The sequence below is a fragment of the Actinospineispora eucalypti genome, from assembly GCF_039543365.1.
Lineage (GTDB): Bacteria > Actinomycetota > Actinomycetes > Mycobacteriales > Pseudonocardiaceae > Pseudonocardia > Pseudonocardia eucalypti.
Genome location: NZ_BAABJP010000001.1, coordinates 522,031 through 535,384, shown reverse-complemented (window position 1 = coordinate 535,384; position 13,354 = coordinate 522,031). Strand labels below are relative to the sequence as shown.

At 71.7% G+C, this 13,354-nt stretch carries 11 protein-coding genes and 1 riboswitch; of the genes, 5 read left to right on the top strand and 6 right to left on the bottom strand.

Translation table 11 applies throughout. The features are described 5' to 3' along the window. Positions 1 to 38 precede the first annotated feature (38 nt). Positions 39 to 1,421 (top strand): FAD-dependent oxidoreductase, encoded by a 1,383-nt coding sequence (locus ABEB12_RS02570; RefSeq protein WP_185058757.1) that lies wholly within the window; start codon positions 39 to 41, stop codon positions 1,419 to 1,421. Here the strand turns inward: ABEB12_RS02570 and ABEB12_RS02565 are convergent. The 4 genes from ABEB12_RS02565 to ABEB12_RS02550 all read right to left on the bottom strand — a co-directional run bounded on the left by ABEB12_RS02565 (position 1,395) and on the right by ABEB12_RS02550 (position 7,047). Continuing rightward, positions 1,395 to 2,771 carry an aminotransferase class V-fold PLP-dependent enzyme gene (locus tag ABEB12_RS02565; RefSeq protein WP_185058756.1) on the bottom strand — a complete coding sequence of 459 codons (1,377 nt, stop codon included), beginning with the start codon at positions 2,769 to 2,771 and terminating at the stop codon, positions 1,395 to 1,397. The two genes, ABEB12_RS02570 and ABEB12_RS02565, sit on opposite strands and share 27 nt — an antisense overlap. Before the next feature lie 42 nt (positions 2,772 to 2,813). Beyond that, positions 2,814 to 2,929: riboswitch (SAM riboswitch) on the bottom strand. Positions 2,930 to 3,089: 160 nt separating this feature from the next. Beyond that, positions 3,090 to 4,037: an ROK family glucokinase gene (locus ABEB12_RS02560; protein WP_185058755.1), complete on the bottom strand. Its 948-nt coding sequence runs from the start codon at positions 4,035 to 4,037 to the stop codon at positions 3,090 to 3,092. Between the two features lie 14 nt (positions 4,038 to 4,051). Further along, on the bottom strand, positions 4,052 to 5,476 hold the full coding sequence (locus ABEB12_RS02555) for a sugar porter family MFS transporter (RefSeq protein ID WP_185058754.1): 1,425 nt from the start codon (positions 5,474 to 5,476) through the stop codon (positions 4,052 to 4,054). A gap of 359 nt (positions 5,477 to 5,835) precedes the next feature. Further along, positions 5,836 to 7,047 (bottom strand): ROK family transcriptional regulator, encoded by a 1,212-nt coding sequence (locus tag ABEB12_RS02550; protein ID WP_345702497.1) that lies wholly within the window; start codon positions 7,045 to 7,047, stop codon positions 5,836 to 5,838. A 95-nt stretch (positions 7,048 to 7,142) separates the two neighbouring features. Here ABEB12_RS02550 and ABEB12_RS02545 point away from each other — a divergent pair, with 95 nt between their 5' ends. Next, positions 7,143 to 7,523: a DoxX family protein gene (locus tag ABEB12_RS02545; protein WP_185058753.1), complete on the top strand. Its 381-nt coding sequence runs from the start codon at positions 7,143 to 7,145 to the stop codon at positions 7,521 to 7,523. A 131-nt stretch (positions 7,524 to 7,654) separates the two neighbouring features. On the opposite strand, the gene ABEB12_RS02540 is transcribed toward ABEB12_RS02545, so the two are convergent. Continuing rightward, positions 7,655 to 8,905, bottom strand: coding sequence for a cytochrome P450 (locus tag ABEB12_RS02540; protein WP_185058752.1), 1,251 nt, complete (start codon positions 8,903 to 8,905; stop codon positions 7,655 to 7,657). A gap of 92 nt (positions 8,906 to 8,997) precedes the next feature. Here ABEB12_RS02540 and ABEB12_RS02535 point away from each other — a divergent pair, with 92 nt between their 5' ends. After that, positions 8,998 to 9,714 (top strand): MgtC/SapB family protein, encoded by a 717-nt coding sequence (locus ABEB12_RS02535; protein ID WP_185058751.1) that lies wholly within the window; start codon positions 8,998 to 9,000, stop codon positions 9,712 to 9,714. Between the two features lie 30 nt (positions 9,715 to 9,744). Here the strand turns inward: ABEB12_RS02535 and ABEB12_RS02530 are convergent, their stop codons facing one another. Beyond that, positions 9,745 to 10,638: a LysR substrate-binding domain-containing protein gene (locus ABEB12_RS02530; protein WP_185058750.1), complete on the bottom strand. Its 894-nt coding sequence runs from the start codon at positions 10,636 to 10,638 to the stop codon at positions 9,745 to 9,747. Positions 10,639 to 10,721: 83 nt separating this feature from the next. Here ABEB12_RS02530 and ABEB12_RS02525 point away from each other — a divergent pair, with 83 nt between their 5' ends. Both ABEB12_RS02525 and ABEB12_RS02520 read left to right on the top strand, forming a co-directional pair. Further along, a complete protein-coding gene (locus ABEB12_RS02525) occupies positions 10,722 to 11,948 on the top strand; it encodes an MFS transporter (protein ID WP_185058749.1) in 1,227 nt (408 codons plus the stop codon). Between the two features lie 101 nt (positions 11,949 to 12,049). Continuing rightward, a complete protein-coding gene (locus ABEB12_RS02520; RefSeq protein ID WP_185058748.1) occupies positions 12,050 to 13,312 on the top strand; it encodes a cytochrome P450 in 1,263 nt (420 codons plus the stop codon). Positions 13,313 to 13,354 lie beyond the last annotated feature (42 nt).

Here is a 13,354-nt window from a genome sequence, read left to right as displayed (position 1 = left end):
GGGTCCGTCGTGCACGGACCCGGACCAGGGAGACCGCCATGCCAGATCCTTCGAATTCCCCTGACGTCATCGTCGTCGGCGCCGGGCTCGCCGGCCTGATGGCCGCGCGCGGCCTGCGCCGGCACGGCCATTCCGTCCTGCTGTTGGAGGCCCGGAACCGGGTCGGCGGGCGGGTGCACGCCACCGAGCCGGCCGCCGGTTGCCGGGTCGAGCTGGGTGGCCAGTTCCTCGGCCCGGGGCAGGACCGCGCGTACGCGCTCGCGGCGGAGCTGGGGCTGCGCGTGGTGCGCACCCGCACCCAGGGCAGCCACCTGATGGAAACCGCCGCCGGGCGGGTGCGGCGCTGGCGGGGCATGATCCCCCGGCTGGGACCGGCCGCCACGCTCGACGTGGCGTTCGCGCTCCACCGGTTCGAGCGGCTGGCCGCCACCGTGCACCCGGACGAGCCGTGGAACACCCCGCGCGCGGACCGGCTGGACGGGCTGACCCTGGCCGGCTGGATCGACCGCGTCACCCGGACCGCGGGCGGGCGGCGGATGTTCCGGCTGGCCGCGTCGGCGGTGTGGGCCGCCGAGCCGGAGGAGCTGTCCCTGCTGCACGCGCTGTTCTACGCCCGCGCCGCTGGCGGCCTGCGCGCGGTGATCTCCACCGAGGGCGGCGCACAGCAGGACTACCTGGCCGAGGGCGCCCACCAGCTGGCGCGGCGGGTGGCCGCGGACCTGGGCGAGCTGGTGCGGCTCGCCGAACCGGTCGACTCGCTCAGCCGAACCGACCAGGGCGTACGGGTGACCAGCCGGACCGGCCGGTGCTGGGACGCCCGGTACGCGGTGGTGGCCGTCCCGCCGACGCTGGCCGCGCGCATCCACTACAACCCGCCGCTGCCCGCCGACCGGGACGCCCTTCTCCAACGCCTCCCGATGGGCACCGTGGTGAAGACGGTAGCGGTGTACCCGACGCCGTTCTGGCGGGTGGCGGGGCTCTCCGGGCAGGCGCTGAGCCTGGCCGGGCCGATCGCGGCGGTCGCGGACAGCTCGCCGCCGGACGGCCCGCCCGGCGTGCTGGTCGGCTTCGTGGAGGGACCCGCCGCGCGCACCCATCTGGCCCGGCCCGAAGCGGAGCGCCGGTCGGCCGCGCTGGACGGCCTGGCCCGGCTGTTCGGGCCGGAGGCCCGGCAACCGCTGCACTACCTGGAGCAGGACTGGAGCGGCGAGCCGTTCAGCCGGGGCGGGTACTCCGCGCTGTTCCCGCCCGGGGCGTGGACCCAGCTCGGCCCCGCGCTGCGCCGCCCGACCGGCCGCATCCACTGGACCGGCACGGAGACCGCCACCCGCTGGTACGGCTACATCGACGGCGCCATCCGCTCCGGCGAACAGACCGCCGACACCCTCGCCGGGCTACTCGCCGCAGGGGCGGGGGGCTAGCGGCGCGACACCGACCGCGAAGGGGTCCAGGTCGCGGGGGTCGGGGGTGGGGGTCCAGCGGCCGTCGGCCTGCGCGTAGGTCCAGCGGGCGCCGGAGGTGACCAGTGCGCGCACCGCTTCGACCAGCCGGTCCACGTCCTCGGCGGTGGTGCCCAGGCCGATGCTGGCCCGCAGCGCCGAGTCCTCCCCGCCGCTCCACGCGCCGCCGCCACCGCACAGCCGGCGCAGCAGCGGGTGGGCGCAGAACTTGCCGTCCCGCACGCCGATGCCGTGCTCGGCGGAGAGGTACGCGGCGACGTACCCGGCCGGGTAGTTGTCCAGCACGAAGCTGAGCACCGCGATCCGGTCCTCGCTCTCCGGCCAGATGCGCAGCGTGCGCAGCCCGGGAACGCTCGAAAGGCCTTCCTCCAGCCGGGCCAGCAGCGCGCGCTCGTGCTCCCGGGCCGGGCCGTCCTCGCCGAGCACCGGGGCCAGCTCGCGGCAGGCCCGCGCCAGCGCCACCGCGCCGAGCAGGTTCGGTGTGCCGCCCTCGTGCCGGTGCGGGGCGGGCGCCCACACCTCGGAGCGGGGCCCGACGGTGCGCACCGCACCGCCGCCCGGCAGGTGCGGGGGCGCCAGGTCCAGCCAGTCGCGCCGGCCGACCAGCACGCCCGCGCCGTAGGGCGCGTACAGCTTGTGGCCGGAGAGCGCGAGGTAGTCCACGCCGGTCTCGGCCAGCGACACCCGCCGGTGCGGGGCCAGCTGGGCGGCGTCCAGCACCACCCGCGCGCCGGCGGCGTGGGCCAGCTCGACCACCCGGCGCAGTGGCAGCACCTCGCCCGTGACGTTGGACGCACCGGTCACCGCGAGCAGCGCGATGGGCTCCACGGCCAGTGCGGTGGCCAGGTCGGTGAGCGTCTTCTCCACGGTGTCGGCGGCGCGCAGCGTGCGGTGTCCGCGACAGCGCCAGGGCAGCAGGTTGGCGTGGTGCTCGATGTCCAGCGAGAGCACCGTGCCCGGCACGGCCCGGGCCAGCAGGTTCAGCGCGTCGGTGGTGTTGCGGGTGAACACGACGGTGTCGTCGGGGCGCGCACCCAGGAACTCGCCGACGGTCTCCCGCGCGCGCTCGAGCAGCCCGGTGCACACCTGCGAGGCGTAGCCGGCGCCCCGGTGCACGCTGGCGTAGTACGGCAGCACCTCGGCGACATGCTCGGCGACCGAGGTGAGCGCCGGCGCGCTGGCCGCGTAGTCCAGGTTGGCGTAGCGGGCGGTGCCGCCCGTGACCAGCGGAACCGGCAGGTCGGCGCCCACCACGGACGGCAGTGCCGGGGTGTCGACGTGGGTACCGGGTCGGGACAGGGCGAGGGTCATCGTCGGGCCTCTCAGGTCAGGGACCCGAACCGGACGGCGTGGGGTCCGCGCTTGCCGGACGTGATCGCCACGCCGGCCAGGTCGTCACCCGGAGCACCCCATCGCGGTAGGAGGGTTGCCGGCCAGCGAGCCGGGGCTTAACGCTGGCGCTCTTGACCTACTGGTGAAGCTACGTGCCGCCCCCGCCCCCCGTCAACCGCCCCCATTCAGTGCTTTCAGCAGGCTGATTCAGTGCTTTCAGCAGGGTGATTCAGTGCTTTCAGGCGCCAGAAGTGACTGAATCAAGGTGCTGAAGGCACTGAATCAGGTTTGGAGGGGTTAGGGGTGGCGGGTTAGGTCGGCGGCGCCGACTATGCCGGCCTCGCCGCCCAGTTTGGCCAGTACCAACCGGGCGGTGGGGCGCTGGCCGCGCGCGGTGAGCCGTTCGTGGAAGGCCCGCTCGATCGGCTCGCGCAGCATCTCGCCGGCGGCCGCCACCCCGCCGCCGATGACGAACACCGCCGGGTCCAGGATCGCCGCCAGGTCGGCCACGCCGAACCCGATGGACCCGGCGACCACCCGGAACGCCTCCAGCGCGGCCGGGTCGCCCTCCCGGGCGGCCTGGGTCACCTCCGGGCCGGTGATCTTCTCCGGGTCCCCGTCGGCCAGCTCCAGCATGCGCAGGCTGAGCGAGGGGGAGATCCGGGCCATCTCGCGCGCCTCGCGGACCAGCGCGCGCCCGCTGCCGTACATCTCCCAGCAGCCCCGGTTGCCGCAGCCGCAGCGCAGCCCGCCCTCGATCACCACGTTCATGTGCCCGACCTCGGCCGCGACGCCGTACTCGCCGCGCAGCAACCGGCCCTCGATGATCACGCCGCCGCCCAGCCCGGTGCCGATGGTCAGCACCACCACGTTGCGTTCGCCGCGTGCCGCGCCGAACCGCATCTCCGCCCAGGCGGCACAGTTGGCGTCGTTCTCCACCACCACCGGCAGGCCCAACCGCTCGGACATCTCCGCGCCTAGCGGTTCGGCCCGCCACGGCAGGTTGGGGGTGAACCGCACCGTGGACCGGTCGGCCGCGACGAACCCGGGCGCCCCCATGCCCACGGCGTCCACCTCGTGCCGCGCGTGCAGCTTGCCGACCAGCTCGGCGATCGCGTCGTTCACCGAGCCCGCGGTCTGCGCCGGGGTGTCCACGCGAGCCTTCTCGATCATGTTGCCGTCCTCGTCGACCACCGCCGCGGCAACCTTGGTCCCGCCGATGTCGACGCCGATGACCAGTCCCATGATCGCGTCGCCCTTCAGATCATTTCCTCGAGTTCCTTGCCCTTAGTCTCGCGGATGAACTTGATCACGAAGACAACGGCCAGCAGCGCGAACAGCGTATACAGCCCGTATGCAAGGCCCAGTCCGGCGGAGGCCAGCGGCGGGAACGTGGTGGAGATGACGAAGTTGGCCAGCCACTGCGCGGCGGCGGCCACGGCCAGCGCCATGGCCCGGATCCGGTTGTTGAACATCTCGCCCAGCATCACCCACACCACCGGCCCCCACGAGCAGCCGAAGAACACCACGTAGAGGTTGGCCGCGATCAGCGCCACCGGGCCGGCGCCGCCCAGCTGCGGGGTGCCGTCCACGACCGGCGCGGTGGCGAACACCACGGCCATGGTGAGCAGGCAGACGAACTGCCCGGCCGCGCCGACCAGCAACAACGGCTTGCGGCCGACCCGGTCGACCAGCGCGATGGCGATCAGCGTGGTGAGGATGTTGGTCACCGAGGTGATCACGCTGGTGAGCATCGCGTCCTGCTCGGTGAAGCCGACCGCGCGCCACAGCGTGGACGAGTAGTAGAAGATCACGTTGATGCCGGTGAACTGCTGGAACACCGACAGCAGGACGCCCACCCAGACGATCGGGGCCACGCCCAGCGCGGTGCCGCGCAGCGCCCGCAGGCCGGGCCGCCCGGAGTCGTCGTCGCCGCGCAGGGTCGCCGCGATTTCCTTGATCTTCGCCGAAACGTCGCCGCCGACGAACCGGCGCAGCACGTCGGCCGCGCGGGTCAGCTCCCGCTTGGCGACCAGGTAGCGCGGCGACTCCGGGATGGTCAGCGACAGCACGCCGTACACCAGCGCCGGCACCGCCAGGGACAGGAACATCCAGCGCCAGGTCTCGATGCCGAACCACAGCGGGTTGGCCGCCGAACCGGACGCCGACACCAGCGCGTAGTCCACCAGCAGCGAGGCGAAGATGCCCACCACGATGGCCATCTGCTGCAGCGAGCCGAGCCGCCCGCGCAGGTGCGCCGGGGAGATCTCCGCGATGTACGCGGGCGCGATCACCGAGGCCGCGCCCACCCCGACGCCGCCGATGAACCGCCAGAAGGCCAGGTCGTAGATGGTGAACGCGAACGCCGACCCGAGCGCGCTGACCAGGAAGAACACCGCGGCGATGACCATCACGCGGATGCGCCCGTAGCGGTCGGCCAGCCGGCCCGCGTACCAGGCGCCGACGGCCGCGCCGAGCAGCGCGATGGCCACCGCGAGCCCCAGCACGAACTTCCCGGGCCCGAAATGCTCGCCGACCGCCTCCACCGCGCCGTTGATCACCGCTGTGTCATAGCCGAACAGGAAGCCGGCCAGCGCCGCGGTCGAGGCGACCAGCACGGTGCGTCCGAGGTGCGGGGTGACTTCGTCAAGGCGGCTTGCGGGGCCGTCGCCGGCGAGGGCCATGGTGATCTCCCTTGATCTGGACCGAAGCTCACTCGGTAGTTTGCACCCGCAACAGTCTTGTGTTCAAGACTTGTAAGCAAATTGGGCTATTGGGTGCACGATTAGACAGCTTCGCCGGATCTTTCCCGGAGTCGGTCACGCGGGCGGAGACTGCCGAGACGACCCGGGCACGCCGGGCGCGCGTTGCCGCACCGTGACCCGCCTAGGGTGATCGCGGTCTCTGGCGGTCCAGCCGCGAAAATCGACGCTGAACCGCCAGAGATGACGATCACCCCGGGCGGCCACCCGGCGCGCCGAGATCATGCGGTTTACCCCGGACCGCCGTGGCGCGCCGGAAACACCGACCGGGCCACCACGAGTCAGCCCGCGTCCAACTCGACCGGCGGTAACGTCGCGAGCAGGTGTGGACCGGCCGCCTCTCCGGCCAGCAGCAGGGCGCCGAGGAGTTGTGATTCGGTGCCCAGCTCGGCCAGCACCAGCTCGGCGGCCTGCGCGGCGGCCGGGATCCCCTGACGGTTTAGCGTTCGACTCATGGACGCAAGAACGAGGTCTTCGGCCTGAGAAAGTTCGCCGCCGACGACTATCCGGTCGGGGTTGAAGATGTTGCACAGGTTCGCCACGGCCACCCCGATGTGCTGGCCGGCGTCGTCCAGCACCCGCCGCGCGGTCACCTCACCGGCCCGGGCCAGGCGGATCACGTCGCCGATCGAGGTCAGCTCGTCCTCGTGCACCCGGGCCAGCTCGGCCAGCAGCGCCGGTGTGGCCACCAGCGTCTCCAGGCAGCCCCGGTTGCCACACCGGCACAGCGCGCCGAACTCGTTCATCGTCGCGTGGCCCAACTCGCCGGCGGTGCCGATCGCCCCCCGGAACAGCCGCCCGGCGATCACCAGCCCGCAGCCGACCCCGTCGGAGAGCTTCAGGTAGGCCAGGTGCTCCGCGCCGCGCCCGGCCCCCCAGCGCTGCTCGGCCAACGCGCCCAGGTTGGCGTCGTTGTCCACCCGGACCGACACCCCCAGCCGCCGGCCGGCCAGCTCGGCCGCGTCCACTCCGATCCAGCCGGGCAGCTGGGACGGCGCGCCGACCTGACCGGTGCGCACGTCGATCGGGGCCGGCAGGCCCATGCCCACGCCGACCAGCGCGGAACGGTCCACGCCCAGCTCGGTGAGCAGCTCGCCGGCCAGCCGGTCCACCTCGGACAACCCGTCATCCACCCGGTGGTCCCACTCCAGCGCCACCCGGCGCCGGCCGAGGATCCGGTAGGCCAGGTCGGCCACCGCGACGGTCAGGTGCCGGTGCCCGAAGTCGGCGGCCAGCAACAACCCGGCCGACCGGGACAGCCGTACCGCCTGGGCGGTGCGGCCCCGGCTCACCGTGGGCGACACCTCGAGCAGCCCGCCCGAGGTCAGCGCGCGCACGATGTTGGAGATCGTGGACGGCGCCAGCCCGGTGAACCGGGCCAGCTCGGCCTGGGTCATGGTCCCCGCGTCGCGCAGCGCGTCCACCAGCCGCGCCTGGTTCGCCTCCTTCAACGAGGTGGGCGATCCCGGGCTCGGCCGTCGCGGTGCATCCACGGCCGCCGATGTTAGCGGCGTCTCATCCCGGAAGCTGTCACCGGCGATCCGGCCGCCTCGTCTTGGGGGGCAACTACCTGAGGAGGTAACCGGAGATGAACGCAGCACTGTGGACCGGGCAGATCGCCCTCGCCGCGATCTTCGCACTGTCCGGCGCCCTGAAGTCGACCATGTCCCGGCAGCGCATGCTGGAGACCGGGCAGACCGGCGCGGCCGCCTACCCGCTGCCGGTGGTCCGGTTCGCCGCGGTGTGCGAGCTGCTCGCGGTGGTCGGGCTGATCGTGCCGCCGCTGGTCGGCGTGGCGCCCCAGCTGGCCGGTTGGGCGGCGGTGGGGCTGGCCGTGGTGATGCTCGGCGCGATGGCCATGCACGCCCGCCTGGCCATCACCCAGCGCAGGCCTAAGGAATGGTTCAACGTGACCGTCAACGTGGCAATCCTGCTGGTCTGCATCTTCGTCGCCGCCGGCCGCCTCTAACCCCTCCGCTGATTCAGTGGGTTCAGCACGCTGGTTCAGTCGGTTCAGCACGCTGGTTCAGTCGGTTCAGCAGCCAGAGCCACTGAACCACCCTGCAGAAGTCACTGAATCACGGTGCTGAACCCACTGAATCACGGTGCGGAAGGCACTGAATCGGGAGGGGAGGTGATGGGGAGGGTGGCGGGGCCTCGGAGGTTTTGGCGGCCGTTCCAGGTGACCTCGGCGGCCAGGGCCAACGTCGGGAAGCGGCGGATCAGGCGGGTTATGGCGACCCGGCCTTCCAGCCGGGCCAGGGATGCGCCCAGGCAGTGGTGCGGTCCGCCGCCGAAGCTGACCTGGGCCTTGGCGTTCGGCCGGTCCAGCTTCAGCTCGCCGGCGTCCGGCCCCCAGAACTCCTCGTCCCGGTTGGCCGAAGCCAGTATGGCCAGCACGAACGACCCGGCGGGGATCTCCCGGCCACCCACCGCGTACGGCTCGAGGGTGATCCGCCGGGTGGACTGCACCGGTGAGTCGTAGCGCAGCAGCTCCTCGATCGCGTTCGTGTCCAGCTCCGGGTTGGCCGCGAGGAGCGCGAACTGGTCCGGGTGGCGCAGCAGGGCCAGCGTGCCGTTGGCGATCAGGTTCACCGTGGTCTCGTGGCCGGCCACGTAGAGCAGCACCACCTGCGCGACCAGTTCCTCGTCGGTGAGCTTGTCCCCGTCGTCCTCGGCCTGGATCAACGCGGTGAGCAGGTCTTCCCCCGGACGACCCCGCTTCGCCTCGATCACGGCGGCAATCCGGTCGTTGATCTCCCGGTCGGCCGCCGCGATCTGCTTGAAGACCTCGACGTCGGTGACCGGTTCCAGCGAGCGGACCAGGGTGGCCGCGAGATCACGCAGCCGGGCGTGGTCGGTGTCCGGCATGCCGAGCATCTCGCAGATCACCGTGAACGGCAGCGGGTAGGCCAGCTCCTCGATCAGGTCGGCGCTACCGGTAGTGGCGATGCTCGCCTCGATCCGGTCCAGCGCCGCGTCCACCAGGTCGACGACCAGCGGCTCCAGCGCGTCGATGGCCCGCTTGGTGAACGCCTTGGTGACCAGCTTGCGCAGCCGGGTGTGGTCCGGCGGGTCGCGGTCCAGCATGGACATCGGGCGGTTCCCGGTCTGCGTCTGCGCGGCGGCGGCCTCGGCCAGGTCGCGCAGCGGACTGGGGCCGACGTTGCGGTCCTCCACCGACTGCCGGGACCGCAGCAGCTCGGTCACGTCGGCGTGCCGGCCGAGCACCCAGAAGCCGAGCGGGTTGGCGTGCACCGGCTCCAGCGCGCGCAGCTCGGCGTAGAAGGGGTAGGGATCGTCGGTGTAGCCGGGGGCGAACGGGTTGAACACGTAGCCGGTATCGGTCATCGCCGACCCTCCACTCAGACATACCGTCGGTATGTGTCTGTTCCTACGGGATGCTCAGCGTCCCGTCAAGGGATGTCGGCGAGACTGGAGGCATGGGGCTCGAGCCGTTCTACTCCACGAACGCCCAGTGGTCGCTGCTTCTGCCGCTGTTGCTGGCACTGGTGCTGTCCGCCGCGATCGGCCTGGAGCGGGAGATCGGCGCCAAGGCGGCCGGGCTGCGCACGCACACCCTGGTCGGCGTCGGGGCGGCGGTGTTCATGGAGGTTTCCAAGTACGGCTTCTCCGACCTGCTGAGCCTGGACCACGTGGCCCTGGACCCGTCCCGGGTGTCCGCACAGATCGTCTCCGGCATCGGGTTCATCGGCGGCGGGCTGATCTTCGTGCGCAAGGACGCGGTGCGCGGGCTGACCACCGCCGCGACCGTGTGGCTGGCCGCCGGCGTGGGCATGGCCTGCGGCGGCGGACTGCCGGTTCTGGCGCTGGCCGCGACCGCCGCACACTTCCTGATCACCCGGGGCTTCCCGCCGCTGTCCCGGGCCGTCGGCCGGCTGCGCGGCGCCCCGCCCGCGCTGCGGCTGAGCTACCTGGACGGCCGGGGCGTGTTGCGCGCGGTGCTCGCCGCCTGCACCGACGCCGGCTGGTCGGTGGAGCGCCTGCTGGTCGCCCGGGAGGAGTCGACCGGCGACGGCGAACGGGTCGCCGAGGTCACCCTGCGCCTCGCCGGCCGCGGCGAACTGCCCGACCTCGCGGCGCTGCTGGCCGAGCTGCCCGGCGTCCGCTCCGCCGAGACCACCACCGATCCCGACTGACCGGCCGCCGGGAGCACCCTTCGCCGGGTGTCATATCCGGCCGGCCAGCTCGTTGGCGGTCTCGACGGCGATGTCGACGGCTCGGGCGGCGAGTGGCGGCTGGGTGCGCCTGGCCGGCCAGTACAGGTACAGCTCGCGGGTCGGCGATGGCCGCAGTTGGTGGACGCCGAGCCGGCCGTCGGACCAGGCATCGGTTCCGTGCAGGGCCAGCTGGGGCAGCACCGCCGAGCCGATGCCGGCCCGCACCATGGCCAGGATGGCCTCGTGGCCGGTGGTCCGGAACACGATCCGCGGCCGCGCGCCGGCCTGGGCCAGCGCCCGTTCCAGCCATTTCTGGTGATGGGTGCGCGGCCAGGCGACCATCGGAACGTCGTCGAGCAGCTTCACCGGTACCGGGCCATCGGGGAACGCGCCGGCGCCGGCCACCAGCAGGTACTGCTCGTCGAGCAGCTTGACGTGCTCGACATCGCCTTCGATCCGGCCGTCGTGGAACAACAGGTCGAGATCCCCGAGCCGCGGCTCCTCCGGTGCGACCTCGGTCAGCCGGATGTCACAGCCGGGATACTCCTCCAGCAACCGGCTCACGACGGCCGGCAGGATCAGCCTGGTCACGCCCTGGAACGTGCCGATGTCGATCCGGCCGTGACCCGCCCGGAACCGGTCGACGGCGTCGGCCAGCGCAGCCGCCCTGGTCAGCAGGCCGCGGCCGTGGGCCAGGACCACTTCCCCGAGGGGCGTGACCCGCACCGGCTTGGGACCTCCGGGCCGGTCGAATACGGCGCCGCCGACGGCCCGTTCCAGCGCGGCGATCTGCTGGCTCACCGACGACTGGGTGTAGCCCAGGCGGGCGGCCGCGCGCCCGAACGTTCCTTCCTCGGCGATGACCGCCATGGCCCTCAGATGGCGCAGCTCGATGTCAGCCACAGCATTAACATAACATATGGCGATCGAATTGATCGAGATCTATCGCTTTTCACAATGCATTAGCGGTTCTAGCGTCGTTTGACATGACGACCTACGGCACGCAGACCCTGGCCGCCGCCCCGGCCGCGGACCGACCGGTCCGACCTCGTTTGGACCTGCCACAGCTGGTCTGGGCGCTGGCGGCGACCCAGTTCGTGAGTCGCGCCGGGAGCCTGGTGCGGTCGTTCCTGGTGCTCTACCTCACCCAGGACCGGCACTTCTCGCTCGCCACCGCGGGTGCGGTGGTCGCGGCGGTCGGAGTGGGAGACGTCGGGTCCCAGCTGCTCGGCGGCTGGCTGGGCGACCGGATCGGCCGGCGCCACACCATGCTGGTGGGGTTCTCGGGGACCGCCGTCGCGCTGGTCGGGCTCGGTGCGGCGGACACGGTGCCGGCGATCTGCGCGGCCGCCTTCGGCGTCGGGCTGATGTCGGAGCTGCATCGCCCGGCCGCGTCCGCGGCGGTGGCCGACCTCCCCGCCCCGCAGCGGGTCCGGGCCTTCGGACTGCTCTTCTGGGCGGCCAACCTCGGCTTCTCGGTCGCCACCGTCACCGCCGGGAATCTCGCCCAGACCGGGTACGGCCCGCTCTTCTGGATCAACATCACGGCCGCGATCACCGCGGCGCTGATCGTCTGGCGCCGCGTGCCCGAGACCCGTCCGCCGACGGCCGAGCACACCCGGCGCGCGCTGCTGCCGGTGCTCCTCCGCGACCGGCCGATGATCGCCATGGCGGGGATTCACATCGTCTACTTCACCCTGTTCCTGCAGACGTTCACGACGCTGCCGCTGCTCATGTCGACCGACGGCCACGGCCCCGCGACCTACGGCGCGGTGCTGGCACTGAACGGACTCACCATCGTCGCCGCCCAGCCACTCGCGGTACGGCTGCTCACCGGTCGCGACCGCACCACGGTGCTGGCCGTCTCGATGCTCCTGGTGGGCGCGGGCGTCGGCCTGAGCACCATCGTGCACGGCGGTGCGGGCTACGCCGGCTCGGTCCTGGTCTGGACCCTCGGCCAGATCGGCGTGGCCGTCATGTTCGGCGCCACCTTCGCCGACCTCGCGCCGGCCGATCTGCGTGGCGGGTACATGGGCGTCGCCTCCACCACCTTCAGCATCGGCGCCGTGTTCGGGCCGCTGACCGGCGCCTTCCTTCTCGACCACGCCGGACCGAGCACGCTGGGAACGGCCGGCGTCATCATCGGACTGGCCCTGTTCGCCGGCCTGCTGGCCCTCGGGCCGACGATCCGCCGCCGGACCTCGGCCCAATAGGCCCTTATACCGAATGGTGGTTCGGTTCAAGCATTGTGAAGTTTGTGCACACTCTTTAAGCTGAACCTTCGACGCCGTCGGCCGAAACTGGGAGGGACGTCATGACCAGCTATGATCCCTACGATCCGGCGGTCAAGGAAGACCCGCAGAAGTACTTCAAGCCACTGCGTGACGGCTGCCCGGTCCACCACCACGTGATCGACGACGTGGAAGTCGGCAAGATGAACGAGAACCCGTGGATCGCCGAGCCCACCACCGAGTTCTGGTCGCTGTCCCGCTACCAGGACTGTGTGCAGGTGCTGCAGACCCCGGCGCTGTACTCCAGCAAGGAAGGCCCCGGCCCGGAACGCACCCGGGCGCTCACCGAGGACGGCATGCTGCTGTTCTCCGACGACCCGGCGCACCGCTGGCAGCGCAGCATCGCCAACAAGGCGTTCACCCCGCGCAGGGTCGCGCTTCTGGAACCGGACATCCAGAAGGTCGCGGACGACCTGATCGACCAGCTCTACCCGCGCGGCGAATGCGACCTGCACCTGGAGTTCGCCGCCGCCATGACCATCCGGGTGGTGGCCAAGGTGGTCGGCGTGGACGACTCGCGCATCGACGACTTCTTCCGCTGGGGCAACGACACCATCGGCGCGTTCGGGGCGGACGAGGAGGGCATCAAGCGCTCGTTCACCTCCGGGATGGAGTTCCTGGCCTACTTCAACGAGCTGCTGGAGGACCGCCGGACCAAGCTGGCCAACGACGAGGAAGTGCCGGACGACATCCTCACCGCGATGATCACCGCGGCGGACGAGGAGACCGGCAAGAAGCTGTCCGACGTCGAGCTGTTCATGGGCGCGCAGCAGTTCATGGTGGCCGGCTTCGAGACCACCACGACCACCATCGGCAGCGGCATCTGGCTGCTCAACCAGCACCCCGAGCAGCTGCAAAAGGTGAAGGACAACCCGGACCTGATCCTGGTGCTGGTGGAGGAGGTGCTGCGCTACGCCTCCCCGCTGGAGGGGCTGTGCCGGACCGCCACCGAGGACACCGAGATCGCCGGGGTGAAGATCCCCAAGGGCGGCAAGGTGCGCTGGCTGATGGCCTCGGCGAACCGCGACGAGCGGGCCTTCGAGCGGGCCGACGAGTTCGACCTGGACCGGGACCGGGTGCAGGTGCGCAAGCACCTGTCCTTCGGGCACGGCATCCACATGTGCCTCGGCTCCGCGCTGGCCCGGATGGAACTGAAGATCGCCTTCGAGACGCTGCTGCGCCGGCTGCCGAACCTGCGCCCCGATCCGGACAAGCAGCCGGAACGGAACAAGGCGCTGCTGGTGAGCGGGTTCAGCTACCTCCCGGTGGTCTGGGACGTCACCTGATTTCACCTACCTAACTCGACCGAGTGATAATCCACTCGGTGT

Excerpts from the sequence above, each read along its gene's own strand:
- ABEB12_RS02520 (WP_185058748.1), top strand. The coding sequence starts at position 12,050 with ATGACCAGCTATGATCCCTACGATCCGGCGGTCAAGGAAGACCCGCAG.
- ABEB12_RS02545 (WP_185058753.1), top strand. The coding sequence starts at position 7,143 with ATGAACGCAGCACTGTGGACCGGGCAGATCGCCCTCGCCGCGATCTTC.
- ABEB12_RS02570 (WP_185058757.1), top strand. The coding sequence starts at position 39 with ATGCCAGATCCTTCGAATTCCCCTGACGTCATCGTCGTCGGCGCCGGG.
- ABEB12_RS02535 (WP_185058751.1), top strand. The coding sequence starts at position 8,998 with ATGGGGCTCGAGCCGTTCTACTCCACGAACGCCCAGTGGTCGCTGCTT.
- ABEB12_RS02565 (WP_185058756.1), bottom strand. The coding sequence starts at position 2,771 with ATGACCCTCGCCCTGTCCCGACCCGGTACCCACGTCGACACCCCGGCA.
- ABEB12_RS02555 (WP_185058754.1), bottom strand. The coding sequence starts at position 5,476 with ATGGCCCTCGCCGGCGACGGCCCCGCAAGCCGCCTTGACGAAGTCACC.
- ABEB12_RS02560 (WP_185058755.1), bottom strand. The coding sequence starts at position 4,037 with ATGGGACTGGTCATCGGCGTCGACATCGGCGGGACCAAGGTTGCCGCG.
- ABEB12_RS02540 (WP_185058752.1), bottom strand. The coding sequence starts at position 8,905 with ATGACCGATACCGGCTACGTGTTCAACCCGTTCGCCCCCGGCTACACC.
- ABEB12_RS02525 (WP_185058749.1), top strand. The coding sequence starts at position 10,722 with ATGACGACCTACGGCACGCAGACCCTGGCCGCCGCCCCGGCCGCGGAC.